Source organism: Streptomyces carpinensis (assembly GCF_002154505.1).
Taxonomy (GTDB): domain Bacteria; phylum Actinomycetota; class Actinomycetes; order Streptomycetales; family Streptomycetaceae; genus Streptomyces; species Streptomyces carpinensis.
In genome coordinates this window covers 13,534-29,022 of record NZ_MUBM01000077.1, presented here as the reverse complement: position 1 = coordinate 29,022, position 15,489 = coordinate 13,534, and the positions used below count along the sequence as shown (strand labels likewise).

General features: G+C 69.9%; 13 protein-coding genes. 3 read left to right on the top strand and 10 right to left on the bottom strand.

Features of this window, described 5'->3' with window-relative positions; all coding sequences use genetic code 11:
* Window positions 1-468: 468 nt before the first annotated feature.
* The 3 genes from BZY54_RS11280 to thyX form a co-directional block, all read right to left on the bottom strand.
* On the bottom strand, window positions 469-2,154 hold the full coding sequence (locus tag BZY54_RS11280; protein WP_086725028.1) for a ribonuclease J: 1,686 nt from the start codon (window positions 2,152-2,154) through the stop codon (window positions 469-471).
* Between the two features lie 197 nt (window positions 2,155-2,351).
* The gene (gene dapA / locus BZY54_RS11275; RefSeq protein ID WP_086725027.1) at window positions 2,352-3,251 is read right to left on the bottom strand and encodes a 4-hydroxy-tetrahydrodipicolinate synthase; all 900 of its coding nucleotides are present in this window, start codon (window positions 3,249-3,251) and stop codon (window positions 2,352-2,354) included.
* 226 nt (window positions 3,252-3,477) lie between these two features.
* Entirely contained in the window at window positions 3,478-4,218 is a 741-nt protein-coding gene (gene thyX / locus BZY54_RS11270; RefSeq protein ID WP_086725026.1) for an FAD-dependent thymidylate synthase, read from the bottom strand.
* A 254-nt stretch (window positions 4,219-4,472) separates the two neighbouring features.
* On the opposite strand from thyX, the gene BZY54_RS11265 reads away from it, so the two are divergent.
* Window positions 4,473-4,706 carry a hypothetical protein gene (locus BZY54_RS11265; protein WP_086725025.1) on the top strand — a complete coding sequence of 78 codons (234 nt, stop codon included), beginning with the start codon at window positions 4,473-4,475 and terminating at the stop codon, window positions 4,704-4,706.
* 127 nt (window positions 4,707-4,833) lie between these two features.
* Window positions 4,834-5,385 (top strand): phage holin family protein, encoded by a 552-nt coding sequence (locus tag BZY54_RS11260; RefSeq protein WP_086725024.1) that lies wholly within the window; start codon window positions 4,834-4,836, stop codon window positions 5,383-5,385.
* Window positions 5,386-5,476: 91 nt separating this feature from the next.
* Here the strand turns inward: BZY54_RS11260 and BZY54_RS11255 are convergent, their stop codons facing one another.
* The 5 genes from BZY54_RS11255 to rpsO all read right to left on the bottom strand — a co-directional run bounded on the left by BZY54_RS11255 (window position 5,477) and on the right by rpsO (window position 11,147).
* Complete coding sequence (locus BZY54_RS11255; RefSeq protein ID WP_086725023.1) at window positions 5,477-5,932, bottom strand: tetratricopeptide repeat protein; 456 nt, start codon at window positions 5,930-5,932, stop codon at window positions 5,477-5,479.
* A gap of 49 nt (window positions 5,933-5,981) precedes the next feature.
* Window positions 5,982-6,734: a 4-hydroxy-tetrahydrodipicolinate reductase gene (gene dapB / locus BZY54_RS11250; RefSeq protein ID WP_086725022.1), complete on the bottom strand. Its 753-nt coding sequence runs from the start codon at window positions 6,732-6,734 to the stop codon at window positions 5,982-5,984.
* Between the two features lie 77 nt (window positions 6,735-6,811).
* Window positions 6,812-8,191, bottom strand: a complete 1,380-nt coding sequence (locus tag BZY54_RS11245) for a M16 family metallopeptidase (protein WP_086725021.1) — start codon at window positions 8,189-8,191, stop codon at window positions 6,812-6,814.
* Window positions 8,188-10,434: a polyribonucleotide nucleotidyltransferase gene (locus BZY54_RS11240; protein ID WP_086725020.1), complete on the bottom strand. Its 2,247-nt coding sequence runs from the start codon at window positions 10,432-10,434 to the stop codon at window positions 8,188-8,190. Before BZY54_RS11240 ends, BZY54_RS11245 begins: the two co-directional genes overlap by 4 nt.
* Before the next feature lie 425 nt (window positions 10,435-10,859).
* A complete protein-coding gene (gene rpsO / locus BZY54_RS11235; RefSeq protein ID WP_030177470.1) occupies window positions 10,860-11,147 on the bottom strand; it encodes a 30S ribosomal protein S15 in 288 nt (95 codons plus the stop codon).
* Window positions 11,148-11,449: 302 nt separating this feature from the next.
* Between rpsO and BZY54_RS11230 the strand changes: the two genes are divergently transcribed.
* Window positions 11,450-11,743, top strand: coding sequence for a DUF397 domain-containing protein (locus tag BZY54_RS11230; RefSeq protein WP_086725019.1), 294 nt, complete (start codon window positions 11,450-11,452; stop codon window positions 11,741-11,743).
* A 107-nt stretch (window positions 11,744-11,850) separates the two neighbouring features.
* On the opposite strand, the gene BZY54_RS11225 is transcribed toward BZY54_RS11230, so the two are convergent.
* Window positions 11,851-13,356 (bottom strand): outer membrane protein assembly factor BamB family protein, encoded by a 1,506-nt coding sequence (locus BZY54_RS11225; protein WP_086725018.1) that lies wholly within the window; start codon window positions 13,354-13,356, stop codon window positions 11,851-11,853.
* Window positions 13,357-13,861: 505 nt separating this feature from the next.
* Window positions 13,862-15,370, bottom strand: a complete 1,509-nt coding sequence (eccD, locus tag BZY54_RS11220; RefSeq protein WP_086725030.1) for a type VII secretion integral membrane protein EccD — start codon at window positions 15,368-15,370, stop codon at window positions 13,862-13,864.
* Window positions 15,371-15,489: the final 119 nt, after the last annotated feature.

The window sequence follows — 15,489 nt, the reverse complement described above, 5'->3', positions numbered from 1 at the left end:
CGGGGCGAACACCACGAGAGCGGAACCAGAGAGGAGGAATAGTCCCCTCGGTTCACAGCGTCCTCGCTGTGTTATTTCAAAGGAACCTCGCCCCAGCCATGATCGGCCGGAGACGGGGTATCAACATATCTGGCGTTGACTTTTGGCACGCTGTTGAGTTCTCAAGGAACGGACGCTTCCTTCGTACTCACCCTCTCGGGCTTTCCTCCGGGCGCTTCCCTTCGGTGTTTCCGACTCTATCAGATCTTTCCGATCCGATTTCCTCGGTGCTTTCCAGGTTCCCGCTTCCGCGTTTCCCTTTCCGGCGGTCCCGACTTTATCAGAGATTCTGAGCCGGATTTCCCACCCCCTCGGGGAACCTCCTTCGGAGCGCGCGAGGCGTCCGGGTTCCCGTCCGGGCGGAGCCGTAAACGTACTGGAGCGGGGCGCCTCGATGCAAATCGAGGCGCCCCGCTGCCAGTTCGAGCCTCAGACCTCCACGACGACCGGGAGGATCATCGGCCTGCGCCGGTAGCTGTCCGAGACCCACTTGCCCAGCGTGCGGCGGATGAGCTGCTGCAACTGGTGGGCGTCGGCGATGCCTTCCTGGGCCGACTTCTCCAGGGCGTCCGCGATCTTGGGGATGACCTCGCCGAAGGCGGAGTCCTCGATGCCGGAGCCGCGGGCCTGGATGTGCGGGCCGCCGGTGACCTTGCCGGTGGTGGAGTCGACCACCACGAAGACCGAGATGATGCCCTCGTCGCCGAGGATCTTGCGGTCCTTCAGGGCGGGCTCGCCGACGTCGCCGACGGAGAGGCCGTCGACGTAGACGTAGCCGGCCTGGACCTTGCCGGAGATCTTGGCCTTGCCCTCGACGAGGTCGACGGTCACGCCGTCCTCGGCGATGACGATCCGGTCGTGCGGCACACCGGTGAGGGCGCCCAGCTCGGCGTTGGCGCGCAGGTGGCGCCATTCGCCGTGGACCGGCATCAGGTTCTTCGGGCGGCAGATGTTGTAGAAGTACAGCAGCTCGCCGGCCGATGCGTGGCCCGAGACGTGCACCTTGGCGTTGCCCTTGTGGACGACGTTGGCACCCCAGCGGGTCAGGCCGTTGATCACCCGGTAGACCGCGTTCTCGTTGCCCGGGATCAGCGAGGACGCCAGGATCACCGTGTCGCCCTCGACGATGCGGATCTGGTGGTCCCTGTTGGCCATCCGGGAGAGGGCTGCCATCGGCTCCCCCTGGGAGCCGGTGCAGACCAGGACCACCTCGTGGTCGGGCAGGTCGTCGAGCGTCTTGACGTCCACCACCAGGCCCGGCGGGACCTTCAGGTAGCCGAGGTCCCTCGCGATGCCCATGTTGCGGACCATGGAGCGGCCGACGAAGGCGACCCGGCGGCCGTACTCGTGGGCCGCGTCCAGGATCTGCTGGATGCGGTGGACATGGCTGGCGAAGCTCGCCACGATGATCCGCTTGCGGGCGCCGGCGAAGACCTGGCGCAGGACGCCCGAGATGTCCCGCTCGTGCGGCGTGAAGCCGGGGACCTCGGCGTTGGTGGAGTCCGTCAGGAGGAGGTCGATGCCCTCCTCGCTCAGCCGGGCGAACGCGTGCAGATCGGTGAGGCGGTTGTCCAGCGGCAGCTGGTCCATCTTGAAGTCGCCCGTGTGGACCACCATGGCCGCGGGGGTGCGGATGGCGACGGCCAGGGCGTCCGGGATGGAGTGGTTGACGGCGACGAACTCGCAGTCGAAGGGGCCGATGCGCTCACGGTTTCCTTCCGCCACCTCCAGGGTGTAGGGGCGGATGCGGTGTTCCTGGAGCTTGGCCTCGATCAGGGCGAGCGTCAGCTTGGAGCCGATCAGCGGGATGTCCGGCTTCTCCCGCAGGAGGTAGGGGACTCCGCCGATGTGGTCCTCGTGGCCGTGGGTGAGGACGATGCCCTCGATGTCGTCCAGACGGTTCCGGATGGACGAGAAGTCCGGCAGGATCAGGTCGATTCCGGGCTGCTCCTCCTCGGGGAAGAGCACTCCGCAGTCGACGATCAGCAGGCGGCCGCCGTACTCGAAGACCGTCATGTTGCGGCCGATCTCGCCCAGGCCGCCGAGTGGGGTGACGCGGAGGCCGCCCTCGGCGAGCGGCGGGGGCGGGCCGAGTTCAGGATGCGGATGACTCAAAAGACTCTCCTCACCACACGCGCCACGTACCGGTGGGCACGTGGCGCGCATGACGTTCGTGCAGAAGCAGTTGTCGTTGTGGGGCGCAGGCACCGGTGGCCCGCTTATTCAGTTGTTTGTTCTGTTGTGAAGCCCGGTTCCCGGCGGGGTGCCGGGTGGAGCCGGGCGGTGCGAGAGGGTCTCGCGAAGTCTCGTTGTCAGAGCTGTACCCCGCCGGCAGCAAGATCGATCTTGAGCTGCTCGATCTCCTCGGGCGTGAGCTCGACCATGGGCGGCCGCAGCGGTCCGCCGGGCAGGCCCCGCAGGGCGAGCGCGGCCTTGGTGGTCATGACGCCCTGGGTGCGGAACATGCCGGTGTAGACCGGGAGCAGCTTCTGGTGGATCTCGGTGGCCTTCTGGACGTCACCGGAGGTGTACGCCTCGATCAGGGCGCGCAGGTCGGGGGTGACGACGTGGCCGACGACCGAGACGAAGCCGACCGCGCCCACGGAGAGCAGCGGCAGGTTCAGCATGTCGTCGCCGGAGTACCAGGCGAGGCCCGAGCGGGCGATGGCCCAGCCGGCACGGCCGAGGTCGCCCTTGGCGTCCTTGTTGGCGACGATCCTCGGGTGCTCGGCGAGACGGACGATGGTCTCGGTGTTGATCGGGACGCCGCTGCGGCCGGGGATGTCGTAGAGCATGACCGGGAGCCCGGTCGCGTCGGCGATGGCCTTGAAGTGCCGGTACAGGCCCTCTTGGGGGGGCTTGTTGTAGTACGGCGTGACGGTCAGCAGGCCGTGCGCGCCGGCCTGCTCGGCGGCGCGGGCGAGCTCGATGCTGTGGTGGGTGTCGTTGGTGCCGACGCCGGCCACGACGTGGGCGCGGTCTCCGACGGCCGCCAGGACCGCGCGTACGAGGTCCGTTTTCTCCGCATCGCTGGTGGTGGGGGACTCGCCGGTGGTGCCGTTGATCACCAGGCCGTCGTTGCCTGCGTCCACCAGATGGGCGGCGAGCCGCTGCGCGCCGTCGAGGTCGAGTGCGCCGTCCGCCGTGAAGGGCGTGACCATGGCGGTGAGGACCCGCCCGAAGGGGGTCTGCGGAGTCGAGGTCGGAGCCATGGGTAACACGCTACTCGTTGCTCAGTGCGGGGTCTGCCCTCGGGGCAGGCGACAAGTCGTGACAAAGGTGGAGCCCGGCACTGCCTGCTCGGGGGTTCAAGCAGTGCCGGGTCCGTTCGATCAGGCTAGATGAACTTCCATAAATGCCGCAATACGGACACTTCACGAGGCTGACCCGTACACCAGTACCTGCGGAAAGGCGGGTGCCGGCGACTCGGGGCGCGGGCTACGGCGCGACCCGGCCGTTGGCGTTGAAGGCGGCGTAGGTGAGGGGCATGAGCTTCGCCCACTCGGCCTCCATCCGCTCGCCCACCATCTCGATCTCCCGCTGCGGGAAGGACGGCACCTTGGCCAGCTCGTGCTGGGTGCGCAGGCCGAGGAAGTGCATCAGCGAGCGGGCGTTGCAGGTGGCGTACATCGAGGAGAACAGGCCCACGGGGAGCACCGCGCGGGCGACCTCGCGGGCGACGCCGGCGGCGAGCATCTCCTGGTAGGCCTCGTACGCCTGCCGGTAGGAGTCCTCCATGACCCGGCCGACCAGCTCCTGCTGGGCCTGGGTGCCCTCGACGAACCTGTACTTCCCGGGGCGGCCCTCCTGGACCAGCTTGCGGGAGGCGTCGGGCACGTAGAAGACCGGCTGGAGCTCGCGGTAGCGCCCGGACTCCTCGTTGTACGACCAGCCGACCCGGTGCCGCATGAACTCGCGGAAGACGAAGATCGGGGCGCTGATGAAGAACGTCATCGAGTTGTGCTCGAAGGGGCTGCCGTGCCGGTCCCGCATCAGGTAGTTGATCAGGCCCTTGGAGCGCTCCGGGTCCTTGTTCAGCTCGTCGAGGGACTGCTCGCCGATGGTCGAGACACGGGCTGCGAACAGCACGTCGGCGTCCGACGCGGTGTGCTTGACCAGCTCGACGGTGACGCCGCTGCGGAAGCTGGGCTTCAGGTTGTCGGCGGGGGTGTCGGTCACGGCTCGGAGGGTCCCTTCCTTCACGTCTGACGGGCGGCGCCCACTCTACGGGCCGCCTCTGACATCGGGGCGTTCGGTGCCGGGGCGCGACATCTTCGGTGAAGTTCTGTGAATTCGGCGAAAGCGGGCACCTTTCGGGACACTCGTGCGTCTGTATGGGTGAGACACTCGTGTTCGACATGGGTGACACACCCCGTTCGACCCCGATTCGTTCGAACCTGATCCGTTCGACCTCCGAAGGGAGCCGTACCCCGATGTTCCGTCGGCGCGAGTCCGTCCCGTTCGCCTTCGTCGCCGAGGCGGACAGGTTCCGCAGCAATGTCACTCCCCCGCCGCGCCGGCGCGCGACCCCCGGTCAGATAGCCGGGCGCTGCCTGCTGGGACTGACGATCGTCGCGGGACTCGTGGGCTCCGTGATCCTCGGTATGCCCGCGCTGTCGAGCAGCCAGTCCCCCGCGCAGACGCAGCAGGCCTCGCACGGGCACTGAGCCGTGGCCGTCCTTCGCGGCCACCGTCCGTGACCACGCCCTCGGACCCCCACGGGTGGTGAGCGGGGAGACAGCCGGATAGCCTCACCGGGCACAGCCCCATGCCTGGACGGAGTGAGGACCAGCCGTGCCCCTGCCCTTCCTGACGGCCGACCGCGCCTTCGACACAGCAGACGATGTCGCACAGCCGTTCGACGACCGCGAGCGCTGGCGGCGCCCCTACCGGCCCGGCCCGTGGCGTGTGGGCACGGCCGCCCTGGTGCTGCTGCTCGCCTCGTTCGTGCTGCTCGCTGCGGTCGTGATCGCACTGACCGACGGACTGTCCTCAGCGGCGGTCTTCTTCGGCGTCGCGCTGGTCGTCATCGCCGGCGCGCTGCGGCTGCTGCGCATGGGCGTGTGGGTCAGCGCCCGCGGGCTGCGCCACGTGCGCTTCCTCGTCAGCCGTACGACGCCGTGGGCGCAGGTCGTGAGCGTACGGACGCTGCAGCAGCCGGTGCGGTGGCTCGGGCTGCCGCGCACGGTGCAGGGACAGGCTCTGGTGCTCGTCCGCCGGGACCGGAACGCTCAGTCCGTACCGCTGATGACCACGCACAACGCCGACTTCCTGGGCCGTGTGGCCGCCTTCGACCGAGCCGCGGACTCGGTCGAGGCGTGGGCAGAGGAGCACCGCGGCCGCTGACCGACGGTTCCCGCCCACCGCATGCCGAACGTCCGGCCCACACGCCTGCGGACCGGACTCGTCGGTGGGTGACGGCAAGAGCCGTCGGGTGTCAGGCGGCCGGGATCGGCTTGCCGTCGTGCAGGGCGATGGCGCGCTGCATCGCCTTGCGGGCGCGCGGGGTGTCGCGGGCGTCGTGGTAGGCGACGGCGAGGCGGAACCAGGTGCGCCAGTCGTCGGGGGCCGCCTCCGTCTCGGCCTTGCGCTTGGCGAAGACCTCGTCGGCGGAGTCGCGGTCGATGCGCCCGCTGGGTGTGCGCTTCAGTTCGTCGACGGGCAGGGCGCCCTCGGCGTCGAGTTCGGCGGCGAGGGCGTTGGCCCGGCGGACGAACTGGGTGTTCTTCCACAGGAACCACAGACCGATCAACGGCAGGATCAGTACGGCGATCCCGAAGGCGATGGTCACGGGCGTGCCGGACTGGATGAGCATGACGCCGCGGCTGCCGACCAGGACGAAGTAGAAGACCAGGACGGCGGCCGTGACGAGGTAGGTGATCTTCGCGCGCATAAGGGGCTCGGGGCTTCGGTTCCGCTCGGTGCTCGGTGCTCAGGTCAGGTCAGGTCAGGTCGAGGAAGTGCTCCAGGCCGAAGGTCAGGCCCGGAGTGGTCACCACCCGGCGCGCGCCGAGCAGGATGCCCGGCATGAAGCTGCTGTGGTGCAGCGAGTCGTGGCGGATGGTGAGGGTCTCGCCCTCGCCGCCCAGCAGGACCTCCTGGTGGGCGAGGAGCCCGCGCAGGCGTACGGCGTGGACCGGCACGCCGTCCACGTCGGCGCCGCGGGCGCCGTCCAGGGCGGTGACGGTCGCGTCCGGCGCCGGGGCCGAGCCCGCCTTCGCCCGGGCCTCGGCGATCAGCTGGGCGGTCCGCGTGGCGGTGCCCGAGGGGGCGTCGACCTTGTTCGGGTGGTGCAGCTCGACGACCTCGACGGACTCGAAGTACGGCGCGGCGATCTGCGCGAACTTCATGGTGAGCACGGCTCCGATGGAGAAGTTCGGAGCGATGAGCACGCCGGTCTCCGGGGACTGGGCGAGCCAGCCCCTCAGCTGCGCGAGACGCTCGTCGGTCCAGCCGGTGGTGCCGACGACCGCATGGATGCCGTGGCTCACGCAGAACTCGAGGTTGTCCATGACCGAGGCGGGGGTGGTCAGTTCGACCGCCACCTGGGCGCCGGTCTCGGCGAGGGTCTCCAGCCTGTCACCCCGGCCGAGGGCGGCGACCAGCTCCATGTCCTCGGCGGCCTCGACCGCCCGTACCGCCTCGGACCCGATCCGGCCCTTGGCACCGAGGACCGCCACGCGCAGCTTGCTCATCTCTTGCTTCCTTACGACCGAAGGGTTGTCACGACCGGAGGGCTTGTGACCGGGAGAGGTGTTCCCGGTCCGAGCGGTCAGGCCACCGCGTCCTGCAGGCGCGCGGCCTGCTTGTCCTTGAGGGGGCCGATGACCGACAGCGACGGGCGCTGTCCCAGGATCTCCCGGGCCACGGAGCGGACGTCGTCCGGGGTGACCGCCGCCATCCGGGCCAGCATGTCGTCCACGGAGATCTGCTCGCCCCAGCAGAGCTCACTCTTGCCGATGCGGTTCATGAGCGCACCGGTGTCCTCCAGACCGAGGACGGTGGAGCCCTGGAGCTGGCCGATGGCGCGGGCGATCTCGTCGTCGGTCAGGCCGTTCTCGGCGACGTGGTCGAGCTCGTCGCGGCAGATCCTCAGCACGTCGTGCACCTGGCTCGGGCGGCAGCCTGCGTAGACGCCGAACAGCCCGCAGTCGGCGAAGCCGGAGGTGTAGGAGTACACGCTGTACGCGAGGCCGCGCTTCTCCCGGACCTCCTGGAAGAGGCGGGAGGACATGCCGCCGCCGAGGGCCGTGTTGAGGACCCCGAGGGCCCAGCGGCGGTCGTCGGTGCGGGCCAGGCCGGGCATGCCGAGGACGACATGGGCCTGTTCCGTACGGCGGTTCTGCAGCTCGACGCGGCCCGTGGTGCGCAGGCTGCGCAGGCCGTCGCGCGGGGCGATGGGCGCGGCCTGGACGTCCCGGAAGGCGCCTGCCTTCTCGAAGGCGGCCCGGACCTGGCGTACGACCTTGTTGTGGTCGATGTTGCCGGCGCAGGCGACCACGAGGTGGGTCGGGTCGTAGTGCTTCCGGTAGAAGCGGCGGATGCGGTCGGCGGTGAGGGCGTTGACCGTGTCGACCGTGCCGAGGACCGGGCGGCCGAGGGAGTTGTCGCCGAACATGGTGTGCGCGAACAGGTCGTGCACGCAGTCGCCCGGGTCGTCCTCGGTCATGGCGATCTCTTCGAGGATCGCGCCGCGTTCGACGTCGACGTCCTCCTCGCGGATCAGCGAGCCGGTGAGCATGTCGCAGACCACGTCGATGGCGAGCGGCAGGTCGGTGTCGAGCACACGCGCGTAGTAGCACGTGTACTCCTTGGCCGTGAACGCGTTCATCTCGCCGCCGACGGCGTCGAGGGCGGAGGAGATGTCCAGGGCGGATCTGCGGGACGTGCCCTTGAAGAGCAGGTGCTCCAGGTAGTGCGTGGCGCCGTTGAGCGAGCGGGTCTCGTCGCGGGAGCCGACGTGCGCCCAGATGCCGAACGTGGCCGAGCGCACGGAGGGGAGGGTCTCGGTGACGATGCGCAGGCCGCCCGGGAGGGTGGTCTTGCGGACCGTACCGATGCCGTTGGTGCCCTTGATGAGGGTTTGGGTACGGGCGACGGCCCGCGCCTCCGAGGAGGTGCGGGCCGTCGCCTTGAAGCCACGGGACGTCACTTGTCGGCGTCGTCCTTCTTGTCCGCGGTGGAGCCGCTGTCGGATGCGGCGTCGGAGCCGTCCTCGCCCTCGATCACGGGGACCAGGGAGAGCTTGCCGCGGGAGTCGATCTCGGCGATCTCGACCTGGACCTTCTGGCCCACGCCGAGCACGTCCTCGACGTTCTCCACGCGCTTGCCGCCGGCCAGCTTGCGGATCTGCGAGATGTGCAGCAGACCGTCCTTGCCGGGCAGCAGGGAGACGAACGCACCGAAGGTGGTCGTCTTCACGACCGTACCGAGGTAGCGCTCGCCGACCTCGGGCATCGTCGGGTTGGCGATGCTGTTGATCGTGGTGCGGGCGGCCTCGGCGGACGGGCCGTCGGCGGCACCGATGTAGATCGTGCCGTCGTCCTCGATGGTGATCTCGGCGCCCGTGTCCTCCTGGATCTGGTTGATCATCTTGCCCTTGGGGCCGATGACCTCGCCGATCTTGTCGACCGGGATCTTGACGGTGATGATCCGCGGGGCGTGCGGGGACATCTCGTCGGGCCGGTCGATGGCCTCCATCATCACGTCGAGGATGTGGAGGCGGGCGTCACGGGCCTGCTTCAGGGCGGCGGCCAGCACGGAGGCCGGGATGCCGTCCAGCTTGGTGTCGAGCTGGAGGGCGGTCACGAACTCCTTGGTGCCGGCGACCTTGAAGTCCATGTCGCCGAAGGCGTCCTCCGCACCGAGGATGTCGGTGAGGGTGACGTAGTGCGTCTCGCCGTCGATCTCCTGGGAGATCAGGCCCATGGCGATACCGGCGACCGGGGCCTTCAGCGGCACACCGGCGTTCAGCAGCGACATGGTGGAGGCGCAGACCGAGCCCATGGAGGTCGAGCCGTTGGACCCGAGGGCCTCGGAGACCTGACGGATCGCGTAGGGGAACTCCTCGCGCGTCGGCAGCACCGGGACCAGGGCGCGCTCGGCGAGGGCGCCGTGGCCGATCTCGCGGCGCTTGGGGGAGCCGACGCGGCCGGTCTCACCGGTGGAGTACGGCGGGAAGTTGTAGTTGTGCATGTAGCGCTTGCGGGTCACCGGGGAGAGGGTGTCCAGCTGCTGCTCCATGCGCAGCATGTTCAGGGTGGTGACGCCCAGGATCTGGGTCTCGCCACGCTCGAACAGCGCCGAGCCGTGCACCCGCGGGATGGCCTCGACCTCGGCGGCCAGGGTGCGGATGTCGGTGACACCGCGGCCGTCGATGCGCTTCTTCTCCTTGATCACGCGCTCGCGGACCAGGGTCTTGGTCAGCGAACGGTAAGCGGCGGAGATCTCCTTCTCGCGGCCCTCGAACTCCGGCAGGAGCTTCTCGGCGGCCAGGCCCTTGACGCGGTCCAGCTCGGCCTCGCGCTCCTGCTTGCCGGCGATGGTGAGCGCCTGGGCGAGTTCCGGGCGGACGGCGGCGGTGAGCGCCTCCAGGACGTCGTCCTGGTAGTCGAGGAAGATCGGGAACTCGCCGGTCGGCTTGGCGGCCTTGGCGGCGAGGTCGGACTGGGCCTTGCACAGCACCTTGATGAAGGGCTTCGCGGCCTCCAGACCGGCGGCCACGACCTCCTCGGTGGGTGCCTCGGCGCCGCCCTCGACGAGCTTGATGGTCCTGTCGGTGGCCTCGGCCTCGACCATCATGATCGCGACGTCGCCGTCCTCCAGGACGCGGCCGGCGACCACCATGTCGAAGACGGCGTCCTCGAGCTCGGTGTGCGTCGGGAAGGCGACCCACTGGCCGTTGATCAGCGCGACGCGGACGCCGCCGATCGGGCCGGAGAAGGGCAGACCGGCCAGCTGCGTGGACGCGGACGCGGCGTTGATCGCCACGACGTCGTACAGGTGGTCGGGGTTGAGGGCCATGACGGTGCAGACGACCTGGATCTCGTTGCGCAGGCCCTTCTTGAAGGACGGGCGCAGCGGGCGGTCGATGAGGCGGCAGGTGAGGATGGCGTCCTCGGAGGGCCGGCCCTCACGGCGGAAGAAGCTGCCGGGGATCTTGCCGGCCGCGTACATCCGCTCCTCGACGTCGACCGTCAGCGGGAAGAAGTCGAGCTGGTCCTTGGGGTTCTTGGAGGCGGTGGTGGCCGACAGCACCATGGTGTCGTCGTCCAGGTACGCCACTGCGGAGCCGGCGGCCTGCTTGGCCAGGCGCCCCGTCTCGAAGCGGATGGTGCGGGTGCCGAAGGAACCGTTGTCGATCACGGCTTCGGCGTAGTGGGTCTCGTTCTCCACTAGCGTTTTCTCCTCGTCCTCGTCCCGCCCGCCCGTGTGGCGGAGGGACGGTGGCGGAGAAGCGCTCCGTCTGGTGCGGGCCGGTCTTCGATCGAAGCACCCGGGACTCACTCCCCGGGGGCCACTACCGAGGACCGGCGGCGGCGAGGCGCGCTTCTCCTCGTTCGTCGTTCGCGACGGCGCCATACCTGGCATGGTTCGGCCCTGTCACGCTGTGTCATACGTATTGCGTTGTGCTACCACACTACAAAGGGGCACTGACAGTCCGCACGTTTCCGTACGTTCCGCAGAACTTTCCGCGGCTGCCGCGTGCACCCGCGGCAAGCGCATCGCCCGCCCGCGGCACGCGCGCATGGCGCTGTGGCAAGCACATATGCGAAGGGAGCGGCTCCCTGTCGTACGGGAACCGCTCCCTTCACGGCGTCCTACTTGGCGCCCGCCGCACCACGGCGGATGCCGAGGCGGTCGACCAGCGCACGGAAGCGCTGGATGTCCTTCTTGGCGAGGTACTGCAGCAGGCGGCGGCGCTGACCGACCAGGATCAGCAGGCCACGACGCGAGTGGTGGTCGTGCTTGTGGGTCTTGAGGTGCTCGGTCAGGTCGGAGATCCGACGGGAGAGCAGAGCGACCTGGACCTCGGGGGAGCCGGTGTCACCCTCCTTGGTACCGAACTCGCCGATGATCTGCTTCTTCGTAGCGGCGTCGAGCGACACGCGTACTCCTCATGGTCTGTGAGTGGCCACCGAGTGCCCCAGGTCTACGTCTCTGGGGAGCTTCCGTTACTCGGGAGGCGGGGATCCGCTGGGCGCGGCCTCCAGGGCCCACAGGGTTGCCTGCGATGGCTCCGGGGGTGCGTACACAAACGGCCGTCACTCAGGGTACCAGGCGGTCGCAGGCCCTCTCACCGCAGTCCGGGAAGCCTCCTGGCGGGGCCGCGCGGGCCACTAGGGTGATCGCCGGCACAGTACCGAGTCCGTACTGGGTCCGTACCACGTCGGGAAGGGGTCGCTGCGCGATGGCGGAGACGGAAGCGGAGATCAGGGCACGCAAGGAGCGGGAGCGCGACGAACTCTACGCCCTGGACATCTCGGGCGTGGAGTGGCACTGCGCGCCGGGCACGGAGGAGCACGAGGAGCGCGTCGAGATCGCCTATCTTCCCGGCGGCGCCGTGGCCATGCGGTCGTCCCTCGACCACGACACGGTGCTGCGCTACACGGAGGCGGAGTGGCGGGCGTTCGTGCTGGGCGCGCGCGACGGCGAGTTCGACCTGGAGCCGGCGCCGCACAACGGGGGCGCCGCGGCCGAGTGAGCGGCGCACGGACGTGAACGACGGTGTGAGGGGGCGGCACGCGCGCGCGTGCCGCCCCCTCACACCGTCTCGTGTGCCGGCGCGTCGGTGCTCAGTCCCTCGGCGCCTCAGTGCTCGAGTCCGGCGCTTCCGTAGCCGATGGCCATCAGCACCTTGTCCTTCGGGGAGTCGTCGTCGCGGACCAGCTCGCGCCGGGAGAAGAAGATCCGGCCCTGCTCCACGACGACGTCGGACTGCTCCGGGTCGCTGAGCTCGTAGGAGTCGTCGTCCGGGAGCTGGAACAGCAGCAGCGGGGTCTCCTTGTCCGTCTGCGGGTCCCAGCTGACCAGAGCAGCAGGGGCCAGGGTCTCGGCGCCCGCGCGGTAGATCAGCAGTTCGTCGCCGCTCATCCGGATCGGATAGACCATCTGCAGCTCACGGCCTTCGAACTTGCCGCGCGTCTTGCCGGTCTTCAGGTCGAAGGCGACGATCCAGTCCGAGGGCTGGCCGTTCGCGATGTTCTCCTTGCTCATGACGTAGACCTGGGTGGGGCCCACGACCATCCCGTCGCAGTTCTCCACCACGCCGAAGAACGGCCCGGAGTAGGACCGGCTGCCGCACTTGGCGTCGTATCCGCTCAGGGAGACGGTGGCGAGGTGCCGGCCCCGGCCGTCGAGCGTTATCAGGTCGGTGACCGAGATGTCCCCGGCCGCAACGGCGAGCACGGGCGGGTCGGAGGAGGGCAGGTAGACGTCCTCGACGCCCGCCGCGACCTTGTACGTCCACAGGTTCCTGCCGGTCCGCGGGTCGAGCTTCTGCACCTTGTACGTGGTGTCGGGTGCCTCACCGCAGCCGACGAGCGCGAGCAGCGCGCCGCCTCCCGCGAAGCCCTTGTCCTCGCACTGGGACGTCATCGTGCTGTTCCACAGCTGCTTGCCGCTCTTCATGTCGTACGCCACCGAGCCTCGCCCCCAGGCCACCGCGACGACGCCCCGGGTCAGGGTGAGGTTGGTGTTCGTGACGTATGCGAAGGTGGCCGCGGGCATCTTCCTCTGCCACAGCTTCTTGCCGGTGTCCAGGTCGAGGAACACCACCTGGTCGCAGACGCCCTTGTCCATCGCGCCCTCGCCCTTGGGCGGCTGGATGACGACCGCGGTGCGGCCGTCGGCGGTGACGTGCCGGCTGCTGGCGCAGATGTAGCCGCCGAGATCGAGGGTCCAGGCCGTCTCGTCGTAGTGGGGCTTGATCCGGTAGCCCTCGACGCGGTTGGCGACGCCCTTGGCGAGGACCTTTCCGGTGGCCCAGGTGCCCGGCGCGTAGCGCGGGTTGTTCTGGGGGTTCTTCTCGAGATGTTCGGCGTAGTGCTCGATCACCTCCTGGCCCTCCGGAGAAGTGGGGACCTTCTCGACCGTGCTGCGGATGTCGTCCGGGCTCTGGGCGACGGTGGCCGCCTTGTGACCGGCCGGCGCGCTGTGGTCCCCCGCGGCCCACAGGAGCCCGCCGCCTACGCACAGCGCGGCGACCAGGACGACGGCCAGAGTCCCGCCGATGATTCTGTCGCGGCGGCGCCTTCGGGCCTGGTCGGCCGCGACGGCGGACTGGGTGTAGGGGGAAGGGGGTGGGCCGAAGCTCACGTGTCAGACACCTCTCGTTGTCGGGCCGAGGCAGCCCTCAGGCCTGCCTCGGGCCGTCGTCTTGGCCGGGTCGTCCCGGCCGGCTCGTCCCGGCCTCTCGTCCTGGCCGGTCGCTCCGGACGGCTCGTCGCGGCCGGTCGCACCGCACCCGCCCGGCGTCTCGAACTCCCGGCCCGGCACCGGCCCATGGCGGGGCACCGCCTTGTCGTTCCTCGGCCGGTCGTCCGCCGCGCCGTCTCAATCGGTCGCCCGACGTGGGGGCGGGACGGGCCGTACGGCTCGCGGGCTCGTGGAGCTGCACGGCTCGTGGCTGAGCCGGGATCGAGCGCGCAGGCATCCGACGCACAGGCGCCCAAGCCGCAGACGCCCAACCCACAGGCGGCCGGCACACGCACGTCCGCCGCACGGCATTACGGGGCGTCAGTTCCCGCCGATGCCAGGCGAGTCGACTCAGTCGCCGCCGGTCGTCCCGGCCGGCGTCCCAGCCGTCCTCCCGGCCGACAACTCAGCTCGTCATCGCGCGCACGGTCGCGTAGACGTCGAACACGGCCAGGGTCAGCGGCACCAGGGTGAGCAGGACGAAGCTCTCCGCGATCTCCAGGAAGCGGCCCCAGAAAGGGGCGACACCGCGGCGCGGAGTGATCAGGCCGATCGCGGTGACCAGAGCGGCCGCCGCGGCGACGGCCGCCGCGAGCCAGAGGCTGCGGATGTCCAGGGCGGTGGTGTCGCCGTGCAGCGCGTCGCGCACGTACCCCATGGGCGGGTTCAGCGCGAGGCCGATGCCGAGGAAGAGCAGGGCCGCAAGGCCGGCGGCCAGGGTGGCGGCGACCTGGGCGGTGTAGCGGAACAGTCCGGCGCGCATCAGCATCGCCAGTCCGGTCGCCAGCGCCAGGAGTTGCGCCCAGACGTCGCTGGAGAAGCCGAGGACGATCGAGGCGCCGACGGAGACGAGCGCGCAGCCGCCGACGAGACCGACGAGCAGTTCGTGGCCGCGCTGGGCCTGCGCCGCGACGCGCTCGGCGTCGACGGGCTCGGGTGCGTTGGGCTCGCCCTCCGCGTAGCCGCCGCGCGAGGGGCTGGGTGCCTCGAAGCCGATGGGCAGCCGCGCGAAGCGCATGGAGAGCCCGGGCAGGAAGGCGAGCGCCCCCACGGAGAGCGGGGCGCAGACGGCGGCCGTCTCGATGGGCCTGAGGTCGGTGAGCATCCCGATGAACGTGGTGATCAGACCGACCGTCGAGGCGAAGACGAACGCCACGAACGGACCGTCGCCACCCGGCGACACCAGGGTGAGCACGACGGAGGCGATCAGGACGGCGGCGCAGGCGAGCAGGAACTGGAGCCGTCCGATGCCCTGCCCGTCCGCGAGGGGCAGCAGCCCGGAGCCCCCCACGGCGATGTTCGGCAGAGCGCCCAGGCCCAGGGCGACCGCGGAGCCGCGGTCGTCGTACACCCGCGCGCGTACGCACGCGAAGACGGTCAGGAGCACTCCGGTGACGGCGGCCAGGATGCCCTGGAGGCTGTGCATGTCGTGGCGGAGCTGCGAGCTCCAGACGACGAACGCGAGGAGCCCGGGCAGGATGCCGCCGGCGACGAGGCCGGCCACCCGGGTCAGGTCGCCGTCCCACAGGGCCCGGTCGCGGGTGACGGCGGAGGCGACGGCCTCGGAGACGTCGTCGAAGACGGCGGGCGGCAGCGACTCGGCGAACGGGCGCAGCGTGAGCAGTTCGCCGTCGAGGATGCGCTGCGCGGCGAAGGAGCGGGAGCTGTCGAGGACCGTGCCGTCCCGGCGGACGAGGTGGTATCCGACGGGCGCGCCCTCGTCGGGGCTCTGCCGGGCGAGCCGGAGGATCTCCGGGTACAGGTCCGCGACCGGTACGTCGTCGGGCAGCGCCACGTCGATGCGGCTGTCGGGCGCCACGATCGTGACCCGGCAGAAGCCGAAGCCGGTACCCGCCCCGGAAGGGGCTCCGGTGCCCGGTTGGGCATTGGCGCCGGCCGGCGCGGAGGCCGTCATGCTCACCTGTTGTTCCCCCTCGTCGGTGATGAGACCGGTCGGCACGTCGTCGCGCACGGCCGGCCGTGAAGATCATGTGTACGTTCCGGTGGAAGTTCGTGCGGCGTCTCCCCCGCTGC

What these genes read in the sequence shown, in the direction of transcription:
- dapA (WP_086725027.1), bottom strand. Translation starts at nt 3,251, where the DNA reads ATGGCTCCGACCTCGACTCCGCAGACCCCCTTCGGGCGGGTCCTCACC.
- dapB (WP_086725022.1), bottom strand. Translation starts at nt 6,734, where the DNA reads ATGAGCAAGCTGCGCGTGGCGGTCCTCGGTGCCAAGGGCCGGATCGGG.
- eccD (WP_086725030.1), bottom strand. Translation starts at nt 15,370, where the DNA reads ATGACGGCCTCCGCGCCGGCCGGCGCCAATGCCCAACCGGGCACCGGA.
- BZY54_RS11255 (WP_086725023.1), bottom strand. Translation starts at nt 5,932, where the DNA reads ATGCGCGCGAAGATCACCTACCTCGTCACGGCCGCCGTCCTGGTCTTC.
- BZY54_RS11265 (WP_086725025.1), top strand. Translation starts at nt 4,473, where the DNA reads ATGTTCCGTCGGCGCGAGTCCGTCCCGTTCGCCTTCGTCGCCGAGGCG.
- BZY54_RS11230 (WP_086725019.1), top strand. Translation starts at nt 11,450, where the DNA reads ATGGCGGAGACGGAAGCGGAGATCAGGGCACGCAAGGAGCGGGAGCGC.